Origin of the sequence: Stenotrophomonas sp. SMYL8, from assembly GCF_036320065.1 — a bacterium.
Taxonomy (GTDB): Bacteria; Pseudomonadota; Gammaproteobacteria; order Xanthomonadales; family Xanthomonadaceae; genus Stenotrophomonas; species Stenotrophomonas maltophilia_A.
In genome coordinates, this window is the sequence record NZ_JAWIRR010000019.1 from 1 (window position 1) to 19,693 (window position 19,693).

Here is a 19,693-nt window from a genome sequence, read left to right on the forward strand (position 1 = left end):
GCGGGGCGCCCCCCCCCCCCCCGCCACAAGGGCTATCAATGCACGGATGCACAGTGGAGAGACGGCAATGAACATGCAGGTGCGGCAAGCGTGGTGGCGCGACCTTTCAGTACCGGCCCTCGTTGCCGGCTTCATTACTGTGCTGGTCGGCTTCGCCAGTTCGGCCGTCATCGTGTTCCAGGCTGCACAAGCCGTCGGTGCCAACCAGGCACAGATCGCCTCATGGATGTGGGCACTGGGACTGGGCATGGGTGTCACCTGCATCGGGCTGTCGCTGCGCTATCGCGTGCCGGTGGTGACCGCGTGGTCAACCCCGGGCGCGGCGATGCTGGTGGTCGGTGCAGGCGGTGCCTCGCTCGCTGAAGCCACCGGTGCATTCCTGCTCGCTGCGGTGCTTGGCATGCTGGCAGGCTTCTCCGGCATCTTCGCCCGGTTGATGCAGCGGGTGCCGATGGCGCTGGCCGCCGGCATGCTGGCCGGGGTGCTGCTGCGCTTCGGCCTGGACGTGTTCGTGGCCATGAACACCCAACTGGTACTGGCGCTGGCCATGTTCGCCACCTGGCTGGGCGGACGCCGCCTGTTCCCGCGCTATGCGGTCATCGCCACCCTGCTGGTCGGCATCGCGGTGGCGGCCAGCCGTGGCCTGCTGCACGCACAGCAGGTGCAGCTGCAACTGGCGGTACCGCAATGGGTGACCCCATCCCTGTCCTGGACTGCAGTGGCTGGCATCGCCCTGCCCCTGTTCGTGGTCACCATGGCCTCGCAGAACATTCCGGGCGTGGCGGTGATGCGCGCATCCGGCTACGACGCCCCGGTGTCACCGCTGATCGGCTGGATCGGTGTGGTCAATACGCTGCTGGCACCGTTCGGTGCATACGCACTGAACCTGGCGGCAATCACCGCAGCGATCTGCATGGGCCGCGATGCGCATGAGGACCCGGCACGACGCTATACCGCAGCGATGGCGGCCGGCGCCTTCTACATTGTCGTCGGGCTGTTCGGCGCCACCGTGGCCGCACTGTTCGCGGCGTTCCCGAAAGAGCTGGTGGCCTGCGTGGCCGGTATTGCGCTGTTCGGCACCATCGCCAACAGCCTGGCCAGTGCGCTGGCAGTAGAGCGGGACCGCGAGGCGGCACTGGTCACCTTCCTGGTCACCGCCTCGGGCGTATCACTGGCCGGCATCGGCTCGGCGTTCTGGGGCCTGGTGGCCGGTGCGCTGTGCCTGGTCGTGCTGCGGCCCCGTCAGGGACGCTGACCTGCCCTACCCCGCCAATGCGGCGCCGGCGGTGCTCAGCACCATCGCGATGACGATGGCGATCAGTGTGGCGACCACGCTGGTGCCGCCGCGCGCGGTCAGCTCGCTGCGCAGCCGTGCGTCATCGCCGCCGGTGACGGCACGGGCCTGGGCGATCAGGCGCTGGCAGTGTGCCAGGTACCAGCTGTTGCCAAAGATGCCGGTGGTGATGCTGAGCGCGAAGGTGATGACCAGCGACAGGCCATCCGGCACATCCAGCAAGGTCTCCACCACACTGATCAACAGCAGCAGGCCAGCCCACATCGCCGCCAGGCGGTACATCTTGCGGTACATCATCCAGATCAGGCCGAGCAGGAAGGCCGGCCAGTGCCAGGTGCCACTGCCCGTGGCGATGCCGCCCTGATCCAGCCGCCAGCGCTGGCGATAGATCGGGAAATTGCCACCGACCACGCTGGCGTACAAGGCCATCTCGCCCTCCAGCCCTGCAGCCGCAGCCACATCCGGTGCAGCGACCGGCGCACGATAGGGGTCGGACGGATCGCCGACGCTCGGCGCAATGCCCTCGGCCGCAGGCGCTGCGTCGATATCCAGGACCGGAGCCACCTCGACCTGCGTTGAGGCCTGATCCAGCTCCGCCAACGGCCGCCACGAGGGCATGCCCTCGCACCAGAGCAGCGTTCGCGCCGTGACCGTCCCTTCCCGCTGCAGCTGGCGAAGACCGGCCAGATCCACCGGCCCACTGCTCTGCCTGCCATTGGCGTACCACCATTGTGCTTCCTGCATGTTTTCCGTCCTTGCTACTGCATCGACAAACTGAAACCGCTGCCAGCGCCTACAGCGCGGTACTGGCCAGGGTCTGCACCAGCTGATGGCGCTCACCCGGCGCAAGCGTAATCTGCTCCGCGCCTGCGTTGGCCACTTCCAGGCAAACGTAATCGTGCCAGCCATCGCCGACATCGGCCATTTTCGCTGCCGCCTCCGCACCGGGATTCCAGGCCACCAGCGTCTGGCTGCCTTCGCTGCGGATCTCGATCCGCCGCTGCAGTACTGGATCACGCAGCACGTAATGGCCTCCGGCACCGGTATAGATGCGATCGCTGCGACCGGGGTCACGCGGATCGCGCAATGACCACGGTCCCTGTTGCAGGCGCAACTGCGCATAGTCCTCGTACTTGTCCAGGTACTGCAGGCCGTCAAGGCCCTCGACCTCGACCTGGTTGGCATCGCCCACCCGGAAATAGCTGTGCAGGGCCTGGGTGAAGGTCACCGGCGAGGTTCCGGTGTTCTCGGTGACGAGCTGCTGACGCAGCTGGCGGCCGATGCGCAACTGCATCTGCAGGCGCAGGCCGGGATCGGCGCAGGGTGCAGGTGCCAACTGCAGCTCGACCTCACCGTCATCGCTCTGGCTGGCCTGCAGAAGCTCCCAACGCGCGGTGCGCACCAGGCCATGCGCGGGCACATCATTGTTCTGGCCCTGGCGGCCGAACCACGGCCAGCACACCGGGACGCCACCGCGGATGGGCGTGGGCAGCTCGGCGCGCGTGGGCGAAAGCCACAGTACATCGGGCTGCCCATCGGGAATGAACGACAGCAGCTGTCCGCCGAACACGCTGATGACCGCCGTCGCGCTGGGGGTGCGCACGTGCCAGGCCTCCAGCCCATGATACAGGCCGCTGCTGATGTCCGGATCCGACTGCATGCGATGACGCTCCTTGAAGACCGCGGCGATGATGTCGCGGTCAGCGTGCCTGGGGCAAGGCCTTCTGCGCAGCGGGTGCGATGGCGGTCGCCTCTTCCTGCAGCGCGCGCAGGATGCGCTGGCCGGCACGCCCATCGGCATTGGCCCAGCCCAGGCGCTGCTGCTCGGACTGGATCGCGCGACGGGTGGCAGTACCGATCATGCCGTCGGCGGTACCGATGTCGTGGCCACGCGCCAGCAGCAGGGTCTGCAGCTGACGGCGTTCATCGCGGCCGATGCCGGGATCATCGGTCGGCCAGGCGGTGGCCAGCCCATTGCCGCCACGCAGCTGGTCGGCCAGCGTGGCGATCGCCAGCGCATAGCTTTCGGCGGCGTTGTAGCTGTAGATCGCGTCGTAGTTGCGGAACACCAGCAACGCCGGGCCCTTGTTGCCGGCCGGCAGCAGCAGGGCGGCGCGCGCATCCGCCGGCAGGTTGGCCGGAGCCAGCACACTGCCATCCAGCGCGGTCAGGCCCTGCGCACGCCAGTCGGCCAGGGCGCGACGCTGGGTACGTCCGGCCTGGCTGGCGTTGAAGCCAGCGGGAACAAGAACTTCCATGCCCCACGGCTCGCCACTGCGCCAGCCGGCACGCTTGAGGTAGTTGGCAGTGGAGGCCAGCGCATCGGGAATGCTGCCGACCAGATCGCGGCGGCCATCGCCATCACCGTCCACGGCGATGCGTGCGTAGGTGCTGGGCATGAACTGCGTATGCCCGAAGGCACCGGCCCAGGAACCGGTGAGGCCCTGCGCCTGCAGGTCGCCGCGGTCGATCAGCTTGAGCAGTGCCAGCAATTCACCGCGGAAGAAGGGTTGGCGACGGCCGGCGCAGGACAGCGTGGCCAGTGACTGCAGCAGGGGGCGCTTGCCGAACACGCGGCCGTAGTCGCTCTCCACGCCCCAGACCGCGACGATGGTGGCCGGATCGACGCCGTACTGCGCCGACACTCGATCGAGCAGGTCGCGATGCTGCTGCAGCATGGCGCGACCATCAGCCACGCGCTGGCGATCGACCAGCGCGGCCAGGTAGTCCCAGATCGGCGTGGTGAATTCCGGCTGCGCGTCGAGCAGGCCGAGCACACTGGGGTCCGGGGTGAGGCCGGCGGTGATTTCGTTGAAGCGCTCGGCGCTGATGCCCTGGCTGGCGGCCGTGGCCTGCAGGCCCGAAAGGCAGCGGCTGAAGGCCGGATCGACGCTGGCATCCGGTGCTGCAGGCAGCGCGGGGGGCGAGGCGAGAGCGGCCGCCAGGCCGAGGGTGGTCAGAATGGGCATGGCGTCCTCCGTGTTGCCGTTGCACGGCCATCTTAGGGGTAGCGGTGCTGCAGAACCTGAAGGGGTACCGGCTGGCCGGCCGCCCTAGATGGCACGCAGCAGGCGCAGGCCGTAGGCGGGACTGTCAGCATTCCAGCGCTGCGTGACCTGCAGGCCCGCGTGCTGCAGCAGCGCCTCGAAGCTGTCGTCGGTGTACTTGTGGCTGTACTCCACACGGATCGGTTCGTCGGCGGCAAAGTGGAAGGTGCGGCCGTCCAGATGCACATCCTGCGCCCAGCGGCTGACCAGATCGGTTTCGATGCGCAGCCGCGCGGTGCTGTAGCAGGCACGGTGGTGGAAGCCGTCGAGGTCGAAGTCGCTGCTGATCTCGCGATTGAGCCGGGCCAGCAGGTTGAGAGTGAACGCGGCGGTGACGCCCTGCGCGTCGTTGTAGGCCGCTTCGATCAGCGCCGGGTCCTTATGCAGATCGATGCCGACCAGGGCCAGGCCGTCGCGGCCCATCGTCTGGCGCATCGCCCGCAGCAGTGCGACCGCGTCTTCGCCTTCAAAGTTGCCCAGCGTGGAACCGGGGAAGAACAGCAGCCGTCGCGCGGGTTCGCGCTCGGGCATGGGAACGGCGACGGGGCGGGTGAAGTCGGCACAGACCGGCAGCATCTCCACCTCCGGCAACGCCGGCGCCAGATGATCGATGCTGGACAGCAGCGCGGCCCGCGAGATTTCAATCGGCGTATAGGCCACCGGGTCGTGAAGTGCGGCCAGCAGCAGCGCGGTCTTGCGTCCGCTGCCGCTGCCCAGCTCCACCACGTGCAGACGCGGGCCAACGCTGCGGGCGATGTCCGGCAGCACACGCTTCAGCAGGGCCAGCTCGGTGCGCGTGGGGTAGTACTCGGGGGTCTGCGTGATCTGCTCGAACAGGCGCGAGCCACGCGCATCGTAGAAGTACTTGGACGGCAGCTGCCGCGGCGTACGTGAGAGCCCGGCCACCACGTCGGAGAGGATCTGCTGCCGCCCGGGGGTGAGATCGGTCAATGCCTGCAGCGCGTCATGCACGGTGCTCATGTGAGGTCCCTGGCCAGGCGCAGCCCGGAGAACTGCCAGCGCGCCGGCGGCATGAAGAAGTTGCGGTAGCTGGCACGCACATGGCCGCGGGGTGTCGCGCAGCTGCCGCCACGCAGCACCCACTGCCCGCACATGAACTTGCCGTTGTACTCACCGAGGTTGCCGGCGAAGGGACGGAAGCCCGGATAGGCGCCATACGCGCTGTGGGTCCACTCCCAGACATCGCCGAACAGCTGCCGTATTCCACTGCCCTGCGCTGCCTGCGGGTGCAGCCGGTCGTCGTCAGCGAAATGGCCGCGCAGCGGCTGCAACGCAGCGGCGGCTTCCCATTCGTACTCGCTGGGCAGGCGCGCGCCGGACCAGCGGGCGCAGGCATCGGCCTCGTAGTAGCTGAGGTGGCAGACCGGCGCGTGCGGATCCAGTTCGCGCCAACCGCCCAGGGTGTACTCGCGCTGCAGGGCGTCATCCCAGTACAGCGGGTGCTGCCAGCCCTCGGCTTCGCGCAGCGCCCAGCCTTCGCTGAGCCACCAGCGCGGTTCGCGGTAGCCGCCGGCGTCGATGAAGGCCCGATACTCGGCATTGCTGACGGGACGCTCGGCCAATGTGTGCGCGGGGAGCAGCACGCGGTGCGCTGGCGATTCGTTGTCGTAGGCGAACGCGGCCTGCTGCGGCCATGCCGCGGCGCCGACGGTGACGATGCGCTCGGGTGATTCGATCCAGCCCTGCGCACTGGCAGCGCTGGCGGCAGGCTGCAGGTCCTCGCGGTAGGTGGGCTGCAGCGGGTTGCACCAGAACGCATGCTTGATGTCGGTGAGCAGCAGCTCCTGGTGCTGCTGCTCGTGCTGCAGGCCCAGCTGCAGATGTTGCAGTGCCTGTTCATCGAGATCGCCCGCCGCCAACCGCGATTGCACCTGTGCATCGACCTGCTGGCGGTAGTCGCGCACCTGCTGCAGCGACGGGCGCGACAGCAACCCGCGCTGTGGCCGCGCATGCGCCGGGCCGATGCTCTTGTAGTAGCTGTTGAACAGGTAGTCCCAGCCCGGGTCATGCGCTGGCGCGGTGGCGAAACCCGCCAGCACGAAGCGTTCGAAGAACCAGGTGGTGTGGGCCAGGTGCCATTTGCTCGGGCTGGCGTCAGCCATGCTCTGCAGCATGGCGTCCTCGGCACTGAGCGGCGCGGCCAGCTGCAGGCTGCGCGTCCGTACATGGGCGAACTGGCGGGCGAGATCGTGCTGCGGGGCAGCGACGGCGGCGGGTACGCTGTCCATGTGGGCAGCATCGGCGCTGGACGGTGAGTGCGATGTCATGGTTCGGCGTCACTTCGTTCACATGGATGAGCCTGCCGCATTCAAGATGCAGGCACGCACGCCGCTAACGGCAGTGCTGCGGCCGCGTCGTCACCGCGCTGGAATTCCTGCTTGCCCCTGCATCCGCTCCGCCAGCCTGCGCATTACCTGTTCGTGCTGCCCGCTGTGCTGGTTGCCGTGGTGGTGTGGACCGCATTGGATACCGCAGACGTGGCCAGCCCGGCGCAGCGCGTCCTGCCCTGGCTGCTGGCCTGCCTCGGTGCCGGCCTGGCCCTGCTCTACCACCAGGTGCGCACGTTGTGCCTGCTGATGGTTGTGGCGGTGATGTTCGCGCTGCTGCACCAGGACGTCGCTGGCTACCTGCGCAATGGCCATGTCACCACGCTGACACCGCTGCGCTTCCACGCCATCTCGGCCTGGTTGCCGCTGTTGTCTGCCGGCCTTGCGTTGTGGCCGGAGCGCGGACGGCGGCGCCAGGACCTGCTGCTGCGCGGTATTGCCATCGGCACCGCGGTGATGATCTTCCTGCTGCTAGCCACACAGCAGCCGCGCGGCATGCACGATCTGCTGTCGAACCGTCACTGGGCCTGGATTCCCGCCGACTGGAACGCGCTGGCGCAGCTGCCGGCGCTGCTGTTCCTGCTGGCGACCGCAGCGTTGGGCTGGCAGGCGTGGCGGCATCCTCGGCCACTGCACACGGCGATGCTGCTGGCCCTGCTGTGCCTGTGGTGGATGCTGCCGCGGATCTTCCTGCACCCGGTGCTGCTGCCGGCGCTGAGCAGCGCCGCCCTGCTGCTGATGCTGGGCGCGATGCTGCAGGAGTCCTTCCACATGGCCTTCCGCGATGAGTTGACCGGCCTGCCGGGGCGACGGGCATTCAACGAGACCCTGCAGCGGGCACGCGGCACCTACAGCATCGCGATGGTGGACGTGGACCACTTCAAGTCATTCAACGACACCCATGGCCACGACACCGGAGACGATGTACTGCGCCTGGTGGCCTCGCGGCTGGCGCGGGTGGGCGACGGTGGCCGTGCATTCCGCTATGGCGGTGAGGAGTTCGCGGTGGTGTTCCTGGACCGCCCTGCGGCGGCCTGCATGGATGCCGTGGAGGCGCTGCGGCAGAGCATCGAGGAGACCCGCATGCAGCTGCGCGACCGCAGCACCCGCAGCCGTGATGACGAAGCCGGCCGCCAGCAGCGCGGACGCGGTGGCAGCGGCCAGGTGGTACAGGTGACGGTGAGCATCGGCCTGGCCGACAGCCATGTGGATCCGCGCCCGATGGCGGTGGTCAAGGCCGCCGACCAGGCCCTGTATGTGGCCAAGGACGGCGGCCGCAACCAGGTGCACGCGCACGGCGGCCAGCGCGTGCCGGCTGCGCGCAGCGTGTAGGGCTCAGGCCGCGTCGAGGTAGTACCAGCGGCCGTCGATGCGCTGGAAGCGGCTGTGTTCGGTCATCTTGACCGCACTGCCGCCGCCGACGCGATAGCGCGCGGTGAAGCGGACATCGGCGCTGTCAGCACCGGTGACGGTGTGCTCGTGCACGGTCAGGCCCAGCCAATGGGTACGCTGGCCGGGTGCATCATCCAGCGTCAACTCGGCCGGACGCGTGTCCGGATGCCAGCTCTGGCGCAGGTAGTCAGCCAGACCGCGCACGTAGGCGCTGTAGCGCGAACGCATCAGGCGCTCGGCATCGGGCGCGGCCTCGCCGGCGTGAAAACGGCCGCAGCAGGCGGTGTAGTCGGCGGCCAGGCCGCAGGGACAGGGATCGGCGGGTTTTCGGCTCATGCCGGCATTGTCGCCGGGTTGCATGGATTGATCCACGCGCGGCACGGGCCAGCTGAAGCAGGACAGGCGTATGCTGTCGCGCCCCCACCTTGATTGATCGCCGTGCTGGAACTGGTTCCCCCTGAGTTGTGGTGGCTGGTGGTGATCGCCTTCATCGCCGGTCTTGTGGATGCCGCCGTGGGTGGCGGTGGCCTGGTGCAGCTGCCCGGCCTGTTCACGGTGCTGCCGCAGCAGACGCCGGCGATGCTGTTCGGTACTAACAAGTTCAGCTCGATGTTCGGCACCGGTGCAGCGGCCTGGCGCTATGCGCGCAACGTGCGCTTCCCGTGGAAGCCGGTGCTGTTCGCGGCCGGCACCGCCTTCATCTTCTCCTTCGCCGGGGCCACCGCGGTGAGCCTGCTGCCCAAGGACGCGGTGCGCCCACTGGTGCTGGTGCTGCTGATCGCGATGCTGGCCTACACGTTGTGGAAAAAGGACTTCGGCGCGCTGCACCGGCCGCAGGAAATCGGCCGCCGCGAGCTGGTGATCGCGCTGGCGATCGGTGCAGCGATCGGCTTCTACGATGGCTTCTTCGGGCCGGGCACCGGCAGCTTCCTGATCTTCCTGTTCGTGCGCTTCTTCGGCCTGGATTTTCTGCGCGCGTCGGCCGCGTCGAAGGTGGTGAACCTGGCGACCAATGTGGCGGCGATCTCGTTCTTCGTGCCGACCGGCAACATCCTGTGGCTGTTCGCGCTGCCGATGGCGGCGGCCAACATCATCGGTTCGGTGGTGGGCACGCGGTTGGCGCTGAAGGGCGGCACGCCGTTCATCCGCAAGCTGTTCGTGGGGCTGGTGGTGGTGCTGATCGCGCGGATGGCGTGGGATACGTTGCGCGGAGCGTGATCCACCGCGTCGCTGGCGCCTGACTCCCATGTGGGCGATCGGATGAGGGGGCATGGCAGGACACGCCGTGAACCCGTCCATGGGGGCTCGTGAGCGCCATCCATGGCGCTCGCGGTCCTGCCATGCCCCCTCACCCAACCGCTACCCGGCCTCTGCGCGAGCGCGGAAGCTAGGAGCAAGGGCAAGAGCAGAGCGACTTCCGGTAGGTGCCAACCTTGGTTGGCACGCGGTCTCCGATCGCGAAGAGCAGCCGAGCATGGCTCGGCTCTACAGGTCGCTGGACCGAGGCGGTCAGGCCTCGGCTTCTTCCGGTTCGTTGGCCTGCTGGCGGCTGCGCTCGGGCAGCTTCAGGCGCTTGCCTTCTTCGTCGTACTCGATCAGCAGCACGCCGGAGTCGTGGCGGCCGCTGATTTCGACGAAGCAGGCGCCACCGATGAATGGCTCCAGCGTCATCACCGACTTCAGCGGGGTGGCGACCACCATCTGGAAGCCGAAGTTGTCGAAGATGTTCATCGCCAGTGCGGTGAACTCGTTGTCGGCCTTGTCGAAGGCTTCGTCGAGCACGACCGCGGCGTAGCTGGGCAGCTGGCTGTCGGCACCGCCGAGCTGGTAGCGCAGTGCCGCGGCCAGGCAGGTGGTGGCCAGTTTCTGGCGCTGGCCACCGGACTTGCCGGCACCGCTGCGGTAGATCTCGACCTGCTGGCGCGTTTCCGCATCCAGCTCGACGCCGATGAACTCCACGTGCATGCGCACGTCCAGCACCAGCTCGCGCCAGCGCTTGTCCTCGCCTTCCTGCGAACCGAGGCGGTTGACCAGCTGGCGCAGCACGGTGAACTGCGATTCGGCCAACTCGCGCTGCTCGGTCTGCTGCTGCGACAGCACCTCGCGCAGCTGCAGCTGGAACTCGCCGACTTCCGGCAGGCGGCGGTCGCTCAGTTCGATGGTCAGCAGCGTGCCACGGTTGAACGGCACCTGTTCCAGGCTGGCGTTCACCTCGTCCAGGCGCTGGCCGATCGACTTGCGGGCCTCGGCGCTGTGGCGCTGCAGGGCCAGCAGGTTGTTCTTGCTCTGGTTCTGCAGCAGATCGAAGAAGCGCTCTTCGTGCTGCGGCAGGCCGTCGCGCTCCAGGCGTTCGAGGCGGGCGAGGAAGTCTTCGGCCGAGGCCACCGATACGGTGAAGTCGCCCGATTCCTCCGGCCACTGCTGGATGAAGCGACGGAAGCAGCCGATCAGCTGGTTCTCGATGCGGTTGAGGTCCTGCTGCGAGGACGACAGCTGCTCGTTCAGCGCGTTGCTGACCTGGCGCATGTGCGCTTCCAGCGTTTCCAGGCTGAGCGGGCCCTGCTCCTGCAGGCGCTCGGCGAGGCCGGCTTCCTGCTCCTGGGCCAGGCTCGGCAGCACCAGCGCACGGCTCTGCTGGCGGGCGCGGTCGAGGCGATCGCGCTCCTTGACCAGCTGGCCGCGCTCGACGCGGACGTCCTCATAGGTGCGGCGGGACTGCTCGATGTCGGCGCGCACGGCGTCGATCTGCTTGGCCAGCTTGGCCAGATCGGCATTGCCTTCGCGCAGGTCACGCAGGGTGGCCTCGATGTCGCTCAGGCGCTGCTGCGGAGCGGCGATGTCGATCTCGTTCCAGCTGATGCTGACCAGTTCGTGGCAGGCCAGGCGGCGCTCGTTGTCGCGGTCGCGCTGGCCGCGCAGGCGTGCGATGTCGGTCTCGCAGCTGGCGATGCGCTTGGCCAGTTCCTGTGCTTCGCGCTCGAAGGCGCCCACCTTGTCGTGGTTGTTGAAGCCGAGGATCCAGCGACGGCGGTCGCCCACCGCACTGCGGTCGTCCTTCTCGAAGCGGTCGCCCGGATGCTTGACCTGGCCTTCGCGGGTGATGCCGCGGTCGACGTTGCGCAGCTGCTTGGCATCCACGCACTCGTAGTCGAAGCGCTTGCCGAGCTCGCGCCGCAGCCAGCTTTCGAACACATGCTCGCGCAGCTCCAGCTTGTGCAGCAGCGACTTCGCCGACGGCTCGCGCGCGAACGCATCATCGTTGCGGCGCACGCGGTAGTAGGTGAAGCGCATGCCCAGATGGGTACGGTTCACCCACTCGGCGACGTCGTTGTAGTGCTTGTCATCGACCAGCAGCGACAGCGCGAAGCCACCCAGCACGCGTTCGATGGCGCCCTGCCAGCCCTGCTCTTCCGAGCGGACCTGGATCAGCTCGCCGACGAAGGGCAGCGCCGCTTCGGCGATGCCGGTTTCCTCGGCCAGGCGTGCGCGCAGCTTCTGCATCGGCGCCGGAATGTTGGACGGCGTGCGCTGCATCGCTTCGAGTTCGACGCGCACTTCACCGAAGCGGCGCTCGTCATCGCGCTTGCCGCCGAGGCGATCGCTGATCGCATCGTCCAGTGCCGCCGAGGCACGCTGGCGGTCCTGCAGTTCGTTCTGCGCGCGCTCGACCAGCTCGGCGAAACCATGGGCATCGTCGGGCAGTTCGGCCTGCAGCTGCTGTGCCGCTTCCTGGGCCTGGTCACGCTTGGCCTTGCGCCGGTCGCGCTCGGCTTCGGCGCGGCCCTGCTCGCGTTCCAGTTCCTCGATGCGCTCACCGCCCTGCTGGCGGCGCTGCAGTTCCAGTTCGGCCAGGCGCTCGGTGTGGTTGTCGAGCGCGGCGCGGCGCTGGGCCTCTTCGCCGAGCAGGCCACGGTCACGCACGTCCATCTCGCGCAGGCGCGCTTCGATCAGCGCCTGGCGGCGGCTTTCGCGGAAGCTGTCGACGCCGAGCTTCAGCGCTTCGTCGTCGCCGCGCTGGCGGTGCATTTCCTTCAGGTCGTTGTAGTAGGCGCGTGCTGGCAGCAGGGTTTCCACCTGGCGGCGCGCGGTGACCACGGCCTGGTGCGCGCCATCGAGCTCGGCGAAGTCGCTGACCAGGCGCTCGGCGGCGTCGAAGGTCTTCGGCGTGTCGAGCATGAAGTCGCGCAGGAAGACGTTGAGGTCGCCCAGGTTCTTCGCCGACTGCGTCTTGTGCAGCAGGCGCAGCGCCATCTCGTTGTCGATGCCGAGCAGGTCGCGGAAGCGCTCGGCGTAGCCGGAGAAGGTGTCGAAGTGGTGCAGGTCGGACAGCTTCTGCTTGAGCTTGCGCAGGTCCAGATCGAAGCCGCCGAGATCCTTGGCGATGTCGAACGGGCGCTCGGCAATCATGTAGTGCTTGCGCACGTCACCGGCCGAGGTGCCGTTGCCGGAGATCCACAGCAGGCGCACCAGGCTGACCACGCGGCCATCGCCGGCGCGGTACTCCAGCACCAGTGCGGTCCAGGTCGCTCCCTTGCGCAGGTACTGGGTAGCGATTTCGCCGGTGCCGCTGTCCTGCTGGTCAGCCCACGCGCCACGCACGTAGGACACCAGGTTGCGGTCGCGGCCGCTGCGCTCGGCTTCACGCGCGGCGGCGTTGAAGTCGACGATGGCCGGCGGCGTCAGCAGCGCGGACATGGCATCGAGCAGGGTCGACTTGCCCGAGCCGGAACGGCCGACGAACAGGAAGCCGCGCTCGGCGATCGGCACTTCGGTCAGGCCGTTGAAGGTGCCCCAGTTGTGCACCTGCAGGCGGCGCATGCGGAACTGCTGCAGGCGCGGGTCCGGCAGGCCTTCGTTGAACAGTGCGGGAGTGTGCTTGGAGATAGCCATGCGATGGTCGGGTCTCTCAGGCCTCGGCGGCCGGGGTTTCGCGCAGCTGGCGGTACACCGCCGAAAGCTGGGACACGTCTTCGGCGGAGAACAGCAGCTTCAGCGCCGGCGAGACTTCGTGGCGGTCTTCCTGGCCGCTGAGGCGGGTCAGGATGTGGTTGTCCTTCATCTTCTGCACCGCCGAGGCGACGCGGCGGTTGAAGCCGGCGCGGTCGGTGGACAGGTTCTTTTCGTAGATGGCCAGCGCTTCGGCCATCTCGGCGTCGGCGACCACCGCGCGGTTGCCGCGCGCATCGGCCTCGGCCAGCTGCTGGCGCAGGTACAACAACAGCACCGAATCGATGAAGGTCAGCGGCGAGGTGCGCAGCAGCACCGGCGCATCCACGTCTTCGGTATCGGCCTGGCGGGTGAACGCCACGCCGCTGTCACGGTCGAGCACCAGTTCCAGGAACAGGTCCGCCAGCGCCGAGCGGATGGCCGCCTCGCTGCGGATCAGCGCCGGCCACAGCTTGGCGTGGCGCAGCTGGTCGATGCTGGGGCCGATCAGCAGCTGGCACAGCGCGCGGCGTGCATCAAGCGGCAGGCGCCCGGTATCGCCGAGGTAGTACACGTCGTTGCCACGGCGGGGCTGCGCCACGGCCGCCACCGGCTCGGCTTCGTAGGCGTCTTCCGCCACGTCGGCCTGCGCTGCGTCGATGGGATCTTCATGCCAGCTCATGGCGTCTCTCCTGGGTAAACCAAACCAGCGGGATGCGGGCGCGACGGATCTGGCCGTCGCCACCACGCCATTCGGCAAGCTCCTGCTCGCCGGCGACCACGTTGCCGAAGCGCGTGCCCAGCGACAGATAGCCGATGACGCTGCCAAGACCCTGCGGCGCCTCGCGCTGCGACAGGGCCTGGGCGATGCTGAGCCGCGGCTGTGCATCGAGCAGGTCGTGCAGGTCACGGCGCAGGGTGCGGAAGTCGATTTCGGACGAAGCGACCAGATCGCCGACGCTTTCCAGGCTGATCGCGGCCGCGTCGTTGTACTCGACGTTGCCATCGACTTGGGCACTGCGTGGATCGTGCAGCCTCCACTGCGACCACGAGCGCAGGCGGCTGGTGGTCAGCTGCAGGTCACGGCCGATGCCGCGCTGTGCGGGGAACTCGTCGCGCAGGGCCAGTGCTTCGGACTGCGCCTGCTTCAGCAGCTGGTTGAGGCGGCGCTGTTCCAGGTAGCCACGGCTCTGCACGAAGCCGCGCAGGCTGCGCGCGAAGTTCTGCAGCACATCGTGTACCTGGCCACCGCGCTCGAGCATGGTGCTGGTGAAGCCACGCAGGAAGTTGCGCTCGTTGCGGTCCAGGCGGCGCGCAAAGCCACGCGCCAGCACCGCTTCCAGCGCAGCATCAAGCTGTGCGCTCTGTTCGGCGTCGTTGAGCAGGCGCCAGAACGCCTGGAAGCTGCGGCCGGCATCGCTCTCGCCGATCACATCCACGCCTTCGAACAGCTGCGACAGCACGTCGCCGCGCTCACCCTCATCGTCGATGATGCGTTCGCGGAAATCGCGGTTGAGCTGCTCGAAGTCGTCGCGCACGCGGCGGAAGTCCTCGGTCAGCTCGTCGGCCAGGCCGATGATCTGGCGCGCACGTTCCAGCGCGCGCTTGCCATCCAGCGCGATCACGCGGCCAGCGCCGACGCGGGCGATCTCGGCGTCGATGCGGTCGCGCTCGTCGCGCAGCGCCGACAGGCGCGCATCCGGATCGGACTCGGTCTGCGCGGCCAGCTGCGAGAGCTGTTCGATGACCAGCGCCAGCCGGCTTTCGGTGGCGGCCACGCGGGCCTGCTCGAGGCCATCGGCGAAGCGGATCGCCTGCAGTGCCGCGGTCGACAGCTCGTACTGCTCCTGGTCTGCGCCTTCGGGCAAACGGCGTTCCAGCCAACCCTGGGCCAGCCAGTGCGCGATGTAAGCCTGCGCGGTACGCGGCAGGTCGCGCGACAGTTCGTCGCCGTTGAGCTGGTCCAGCGCACGTTGCAGGCGCTCGTTGAGCACCGACGACGACAGCGTGCGCTCGCCGTCCATCAGCAGCCCCTGCAGCAGGCCGATGATTTCCGGAGCGTGGTCGGCGGCGAGCAGCTTCCACTGGGGCTGTTCGCGCAGATGGCGGTAACGGGAGATGCGTTCGCGATGCTTCATGCAGCGAAAGAGGTCTGTTGGGCTGACAGGGACGAGCCGCCACGCACGGCTGCCGCGCGGGCAGCCGTGGGCATGCCGGCCCGCAGCGGCCGGCGGGGTGCAGGCAAGCGGCTCAGCGCTTGCCGCCCACTTCGATGAAGCGCAGGAACTCGGCGCGGGTACGCGCGTCGTCGCGGAAGCTGCCCAGCATCTTCGAGGTGACCATGCTGACGCCGCGCTTGTGGATGCCACGGGTGGTCATGCATTCGTGGGCGCCTTCGACGACCACGCCGACACCGATCGGCTGCAGCACATCCTGGATGCACTGGGCGATCTGCGCGGTCATCTTCTCCTGCACCTGGAAACGGCGGGCGTAGGCTTCGACGACGCGGGCCAGCTTGCTGATGCCCACCACCTTGCCGGCCGGCAGGTAGCCGACGTGCACGCGGCCGATGATCGGCGCCATGTGGTGTTCGCAGTGGCTTTCGTACTCGATGTCGCGCAGGACGATCAGTTCGTCGTAGCCGGCCACTTCCTCGAAGGTCCGCTCCATGTAGGCGCGCGGGTCGTCGCGGTAACCGCTGAACCAGTCGCCATAGGCTTCGGCGACACGGCGGGGGGTATCCAGCAGGCCTTCACGGGACGGGTCCTCACCGGCCCAGCGCAGCAGGGTGCGCACGGCATCCTCGGCCTGGTCCTGGGTCACGTCGCCCTGCGGGGCGGCCTTTTCGTTGTTCTTGCTCATTGCGTACAGCGTCCCGAACGGGGGGCGAGCATCGTACCCGACCGGGGGGTGGGTCGTCCTGTTGGGACGGTTCATCGGGGGGTCGTTGTTGGCGCGTCGTTGCTATCGGTTTGGAGGGGGACAGGGAACTGCGCAGGACACGCCGTAAACCCGTCCCTGGGGGCTCGATGGCGCCATCCATGGCGCCAACGGTCCTGCGCAGTCCCCTGTCCCCCTCCCTGACGGTTTCCTGCGGGCGCGGCCGGACCACCCGAAAGCGGGGGCAAAAGCTGGGGTTCATGGCTCCGGAAGCACCGCGCGCTGCGGCATTGGTGGGTGCGGACCGTTGGTCCGCACTGCTTCTGCTTCTGCCTTTAAAGAGCCAACCCACCGCGCCCGCGGGGTGATGGGCGGGCAGCGGGGACCGGGCGGGGCAGGACCGTCCGCAGCATGGGCCCGAGGCATGCCTCGGGCGGGTTGGGCAGGACGCCCAACGCCGGTCTTGCCGTGTGCGCAGGACGCGCACACGAGCAAGCCGCGGCCGAGCCCCCAAGGATGGGTTCACGGCGTGTCCTGCCCCGTCCGGCCCCCGCTGCCCCACCCGTAGCAACGTGGCGCAACGCTTTCCTCACTACACCCCGCCCATTCAGAAAAACCCATTGATAGGAATGAAATTAGTAGTATCCTATCTATCTCTTATGGACCGACCCCTCGACGAGCGCACCGTGCTGCAGATGCAGCTCAGCTCCGGCCTGCTGTACGCAGGGCGGCAGTGGCAGCGCCTGGCCGACAGCCGGCTCGGCAGCTACGGCATCTCCACCGCCTGCACCATGCCCCTGCTGATGATCGGCCGCTCCGGCGGTGGCATCCGCCAGGTGGCGCTGGCCCAGCAGCTGGGCATGGAGGGGCCTTCCCTGGTGCGCCTGCTGGACAAGCTGTGCGCCAGCGACCTGGTCCGCCGCGAGAGCGACGCCAGCGACCGCCGCGCCAACCTGCTGTGGCTGACCGACGCGGGACACGCGCTGGTCAGCGAGCTGGAAGACCAGTTGATCGGCCTGCGCCAGGACGTGTTCGGCGAGCTTTCCATGGATGAACTGCACGCCGTGCTGAAGGCATGGCGCCTGCTGGCCGAGGCTGCCGACCGCATCACGTAAGAGCGCTGCCCCCGAATACCGCCGCTGCCGTGCACACGCCAGCGGCTTTTGCCCGTTGCTGTTGATTCGTTGTTCCTCCCCTCCCCCACCTCGCCCCCGCCCCTACCGATGCCCGGTGAATTCAGTCTCCACGGAGTGTTCGTCCCGACCCTGCTCGGGTTGATGTTGTTGGCCTATCTGGTCAACAGCGGCCTGCACGCGCTGCTGCAGCGTGCCGGCGCCTATCGCCATGTATGGCACCCGGCGCTGTTCAACCTGGCGCTGTACGGAATCGTGCTGGGCCTGCTGTTCCACCTCCTGCGTTGGATGCAATCGTGAACAAGATCGTGAAGAAGACCCTGCCGGTGCTGCTCACCAGCGCAGCCGTGATCGTCGCCCTGCTGGTGCTGCGCCAGCTGTGGGTCTATTACATGGATGAGCCGTGGACCCGCGATGCCCATGTCGGCGCCGACGTGGTGCAGGTGGCGCCGGACGTATCCGGACTGGTGGAAACGGTGCAGGTGGCCGACAACCAGGCGGTGAAGAAGGGCGACCTGCTGTTCGTGGTCGACCGTGCCCGTTACCGCATCGCGCTGGAGCAGGCCAAGGCCAGCCTGGGCGAGCGCCAGGCCTCGGTGGCACAGCTGCGCCGCGAGATCGGCCGTGACCGCAGCCTGCAGGACCTGGTCGCCGCCGAGGACGCCGAAGTGCGCCGCGCCAAGCTGCAGGCCGCACAGGCCGCGCTGGCCACCGCACAGGCGGCGGTCGACCTGGCCGAGCTCAACCTGGGCCGCACCGAGGTGCGCGCACCGGCCGATGGCCGGGTCAACGACCGCACCATGCGCGTGGGCGACTACGTGGTGGCCGGCAAGCCGGTGCTGGCGCTGCTGGATACCGGCTCGTTCCGCATCGATGGTTACTTCGAGGAAACCCGCCTGCGTGGCGTGGCCCCGGGACAAGCCGTGGACATCCGCCTGATGGGCGAATCGACCCCGCTGCGTGGCCATGTCGAAAGCATCGCCGCCGGCATCGAGGACCGTTACCGCAGCAATGGCAGCACCCTGCTGCCGAACGTGACCCCGGCCTTCGATTGGGTGCGCCTGGCCCAGCGCATCCCGGTGCGCATCGCCATCGACGAGGTGCCCAAGGGCGTGGAACTGATCGCCGGCCGCACCGCCACGGTGACCGTGGACACCGGCCGCCATCCGCACAACGACAAGGCCGGCACCGCGCCGACACAGGCGGGCCTGTGAACGCCGCCCTGCCCCGTCTCGGCCTGATCGTCGCGCTGGCCAGCCTGGCCGCGTGCAGGACCGTCGGCCCGGACTATGCATTGCCGGAGGGCTCGGCGTTCAAGCGCCCGCAGGCCAATGCCGCCTTCATCGATACCCAGAACCCGCAGATCGCCGCCAACCAGGCGCTGCCCGACCGCTGGTGGTCGCTGTACAACGACCCGATGCTGGATGGCCTGATCACCCAGGCGCTGCGCGACAACGTTGAACTGAAAGCCGCCGATGCGCACCTGCGTCGTGCGGCGGCGGTGTACGAACAGGCGCTGGACGCCGGTGGCTTCGAGTACGAGGCCGAGGCCGGCGTCAGCCGCGCGCAGCTGTCGGCCGAATCGTTCCTGCAGGAACACGAGCTGCCGGTGATCAACCTGGCCGATGGCAAGTTCGCGGTCAGCTACCAGTTCGACCTGTTCGGCAAGCTCAAGCGCGGCGCCGAAGCGGCGCGTGCCGACGAGCAGTCGGTCGCTGCGGCGCGCGACCTGGCCCAAGTCAGCGTGGTCGCGCAGGTCGCCGACAGCTACCTGGAAATCTGCCACGCCAACCACGAACTGCACGTGGCCGAGCATTCGCTGCAGCTGCAGCAGCGCAGCCGCACGGTCACTGAGCGCCTGATCGCGGCCGGCCGTGGCACGCCGCCGGAACTGGCCCGCGCCAATGCCCAGGTGGCGCTGCTGGAAGCTGCACTCCCGCCGCTGCAGGCGCAGCGCTCGGCCGCCGCCTATTCGTTGGCCGCCCTGCTTGGACAGACCCCGGGCCAGCTGCCGGCCGGTGTGATCGACTGCGCGCACGCACCCAGGCTGGCGCAGCCGCTGCCGGTCGGTGATGGCCGTGCACTGCTGCAGCGTCGCCCGGACGTGCGCCAGGCCGAGCGCAAGCTGGCCTCGGCCACGGCGCGGATTGGTGTGGCCACCGCCGAGCTGTACCCGGACATCCGCCTGGGGGCTTCGCTCGGTGCCGCCGGCCTGCTGGAAGACTTCGGCACGCCGATGACCCAGCAGTGGTCGATCGGCCCACTGATCTCGTGGACGCTACCGTCCTCGGGCACCCACGCGCGCATCCACGCCGCCGAAGCCGGTGCTGATGCCGCGCTGGCCGAGTTTGACCACACCGTGCTGCAGGCGCTGCGCGAGACCCAGACCGCGCTGGACCGCTATGCGCAGGACCTGCGCCGGCTGCAGTCGCTGCGCATCGCGCAGGAGCAGGCCGCACTGGCCGCCGAGCAGAACCGCCGGCTGTACCAGGGCGGCCGCACGCCGTACCTGTCCAGCCTGGATGCCGACCGCAGCCTGGCCACCAGCGATGCCACCCTGGCGGCCGCCGAAGCGCAGGTCTCGCGCGACCAGATCCACCTGTTCCTGGTGCTGGGTGGTGGCTGGCAGGCCAGCGCCGCCGCGCCCAACGCCTCGACCGCAGCGAAGTAAGC

The 19,693-nt window shown here is 68.5% G+C and carries 17 protein-coding genes; 7 read left to right on the top strand and 10 right to left on the bottom strand.

The window, feature by feature from the left end; genetic code table 11:
- The first annotated feature begins 67 nt into the window (after window positions 1-67).
- Window positions 68-1,255 (top strand): benzoate/H(+) symporter BenE family transporter, encoded by a 1,188-nt coding sequence (locus V3B25_RS14845; RefSeq protein ID WP_049421023.1) that lies wholly within the window; start codon window positions 68-70, stop codon window positions 1,253-1,255.
- A gap of 6 nt (window positions 1,256-1,261) precedes the next feature.
- Here V3B25_RS14845 and V3B25_RS14850 read toward each other — a convergent pair whose 3' ends face one another.
- From V3B25_RS14850 to egtB, 5 genes are all read right to left on the bottom strand, one after another.
- Complete coding sequence (locus V3B25_RS14850; protein ID WP_049421024.1) at window positions 1,262-2,038, bottom strand: DUF2628 domain-containing protein; 777 nt, start codon at window positions 2,036-2,038, stop codon at window positions 1,262-1,264.
- Between the two features lie 49 nt (window positions 2,039-2,087).
- Entirely contained in the window at window positions 2,088-2,954 is an 867-nt protein-coding gene (locus tag V3B25_RS14855) for a D-hexose-6-phosphate mutarotase (protein WP_049421025.1), read from the bottom strand.
- Between the two features lie 40 nt (window positions 2,955-2,994).
- The gene (locus tag V3B25_RS14860; protein WP_049421026.1) at window positions 2,995-4,263 is read right to left on the bottom strand and encodes a lytic murein transglycosylase; all 1,269 of its coding nucleotides are present in this window, start codon (window positions 4,261-4,263) and stop codon (window positions 2,995-2,997) included.
- Between the two features lie 84 nt (window positions 4,264-4,347).
- The gene (egtD, locus tag V3B25_RS14865; protein WP_049421027.1) at window positions 4,348-5,322 is read right to left on the bottom strand and encodes an L-histidine N(alpha)-methyltransferase; all 975 of its coding nucleotides are present in this window, start codon (window positions 5,320-5,322) and stop codon (window positions 4,348-4,350) included.
- Window positions 5,319-6,590 (bottom strand): ergothioneine biosynthesis protein EgtB, encoded by a 1,272-nt coding sequence (gene egtB, locus V3B25_RS14870; RefSeq protein ID WP_049421028.1) that lies wholly within the window; start codon window positions 6,588-6,590, stop codon window positions 5,319-5,321. Before egtB ends, egtD begins: the two co-directional genes overlap by 4 nt.
- 150 nt (window positions 6,591-6,740) lie before the next feature.
- Here egtB and V3B25_RS14875 point away from each other — a divergent pair, with 150 nt between their 5' ends.
- On the top strand, window positions 6,741-8,021 hold the full coding sequence (locus tag V3B25_RS14875) for a GGDEF domain-containing protein (RefSeq protein WP_049421029.1): 1,281 nt from the start codon (window positions 6,741-6,743) through the stop codon (window positions 8,019-8,021).
- Between the two features lie 3 nt (window positions 8,022-8,024).
- Here the strand turns inward: V3B25_RS14875 and V3B25_RS14880 are convergent, their stop codons facing one another.
- Window positions 8,025-8,417: a YchJ family protein gene (locus V3B25_RS14880; protein ID WP_329810902.1), complete on the bottom strand. Its 393-nt coding sequence runs from the start codon at window positions 8,415-8,417 to the stop codon at window positions 8,025-8,027.
- A gap of 102 nt (window positions 8,418-8,519) precedes the next feature.
- Between V3B25_RS14880 and V3B25_RS14885 the strand changes: the two genes are divergently transcribed.
- Window positions 8,520-9,299, top strand: coding sequence for a TSUP family transporter (locus V3B25_RS14885; protein ID WP_032130226.1), 780 nt, complete (start codon window positions 8,520-8,522; stop codon window positions 9,297-9,299).
- Between the two features lie 291 nt (window positions 9,300-9,590).
- Here V3B25_RS14885 and V3B25_RS14890 read toward each other — a convergent pair whose 3' ends face one another.
- From V3B25_RS14890 to folE, 4 genes are all read right to left on the bottom strand, one after another.
- Window positions 9,591-12,971, bottom strand: a complete 3,381-nt coding sequence (locus V3B25_RS14890) for an SbcC/MukB-like Walker B domain-containing protein (RefSeq protein WP_329810903.1) — start codon at window positions 12,969-12,971, stop codon at window positions 9,591-9,593.
- Window positions 12,972-12,987: 16 nt separating this feature from the next.
- On the bottom strand, window positions 12,988-13,689 hold the full coding sequence (locus V3B25_RS14895; RefSeq protein WP_164139053.1) for a DUF4194 domain-containing protein: 702 nt from the start codon (window positions 13,687-13,689) through the stop codon (window positions 12,988-12,990).
- Complete coding sequence (locus V3B25_RS14900) at window positions 13,676-15,145, bottom strand: DUF3375 domain-containing protein (RefSeq protein WP_121504949.1); 1,470 nt, start codon at window positions 15,143-15,145, stop codon at window positions 13,676-13,678. Before V3B25_RS14900 ends, V3B25_RS14895 begins: the two co-directional genes overlap by 14 nt.
- 112 nt (window positions 15,146-15,257) lie before the next feature.
- Window positions 15,258-15,869: a GTP cyclohydrolase I FolE gene (gene folE / locus V3B25_RS14905; RefSeq protein WP_004141296.1), complete on the bottom strand. Its 612-nt coding sequence runs from the start codon at window positions 15,867-15,869 to the stop codon at window positions 15,258-15,260.
- A gap of 677 nt (window positions 15,870-16,546) precedes the next feature.
- Here folE and V3B25_RS14910 point away from each other — a divergent pair.
- The 4 genes from V3B25_RS14910 (at window position 16,547) to V3B25_RS14925 (ending at window position 19,691) form a co-directional block, all read left to right on the top strand.
- Window positions 16,547-17,002 (top strand): MarR family transcriptional regulator, encoded by a 456-nt coding sequence (locus tag V3B25_RS14910; protein WP_012481667.1) that lies wholly within the window; start codon window positions 16,547-16,549, stop codon window positions 17,000-17,002.
- A 108-nt stretch (window positions 17,003-17,110) separates the two neighbouring features.
- Window positions 17,111-17,320, top strand: coding sequence for a DUF1656 domain-containing protein (locus V3B25_RS14915; RefSeq protein WP_010487502.1), 210 nt, complete (start codon window positions 17,111-17,113; stop codon window positions 17,318-17,320).
- On the top strand, window positions 17,317-18,234 hold the full coding sequence (locus tag V3B25_RS14920; protein ID WP_032973896.1) for an HlyD family secretion protein: 918 nt from the start codon (window positions 17,317-17,319) through the stop codon (window positions 18,232-18,234). The genes V3B25_RS14915 and V3B25_RS14920 overlap by 4 nt, the downstream gene beginning before the upstream one ends.
- Window positions 18,231-19,691 (top strand): efflux transporter outer membrane subunit, encoded by a 1,461-nt coding sequence (locus V3B25_RS14925; protein ID WP_049421033.1) that lies wholly within the window; start codon window positions 18,231-18,233, stop codon window positions 19,689-19,691. Before V3B25_RS14920 ends, V3B25_RS14925 begins: the two co-directional genes overlap by 4 nt.
- Window positions 19,692-19,693 lie beyond the last annotated feature (2 nt).

Coding starts and splice junctions, on each gene's coding strand:
- V3B25_RS14845 (WP_049421023.1), top strand. CDS start 68: ATGAACATGCAGGTGCGGCAAGCGTGGTGGCGCGACCTTTCAGTACCG.
- V3B25_RS14850 (WP_049421024.1), bottom strand. CDS start 2,038: ATGCAGGAAGCACAATGGTGGTACGCCAATGGCAGGCAGAGCAGTGGG.
- V3B25_RS14855 (WP_049421025.1), bottom strand. CDS start 2,954: ATGCAGTCGGATCCGGACATCAGCAGCGGCCTGTATCATGGGCTGGAG.
- V3B25_RS14860 (WP_049421026.1), bottom strand. CDS start 4,263: ATGCCCATTCTGACCACCCTCGGCCTGGCGGCCGCTCTCGCCTCGCCC.
- egtD (WP_049421027.1), bottom strand. CDS start 5,322: ATGAGCACCGTGCATGACGCGCTGCAGGCATTGACCGATCTCACCCCC.
- egtB (WP_049421028.1), bottom strand. CDS start 6,590: ATGGACAGCGTACCCGCCGCCGTCGCTGCCCCGCAGCACGATCTCGCC.
- V3B25_RS14880 (WP_329810902.1), bottom strand. CDS start 8,417: ATGAGCCGAAAACCCGCCGATCCCTGTCCCTGCGGCCTGGCCGCCGAC.
- V3B25_RS14890 (WP_329810903.1), bottom strand. CDS start 12,971: ATGGCTATCTCCAAGCACACTCCCGCACTGTTCAACGAAGGCCTGCCG.
- V3B25_RS14895 (WP_164139053.1), bottom strand. CDS start 13,689: ATGAGCTGGCATGAAGATCCCATCGACGCAGCGCAGGCCGACGTGGCG.
- V3B25_RS14900 (WP_121504949.1), bottom strand. CDS start 15,145: ATGAAGCATCGCGAACGCATCTCCCGTTACCGCCATCTGCGCGAACAG.
- folE (WP_004141296.1), bottom strand. CDS start 15,869: ATGAGCAAGAACAACGAAAAGGCCGCCCCGCAGGGCGACGTGACCCAG.
- V3B25_RS14910 (WP_012481667.1), top strand. CDS start 16,547: ATGGACCGACCCCTCGACGAGCGCACCGTGCTGCAGATGCAGCTCAGC.
- V3B25_RS14915 (WP_010487502.1), top strand. CDS start 17,111: ATGCCCGGTGAATTCAGTCTCCACGGAGTGTTCGTCCCGACCCTGCTC.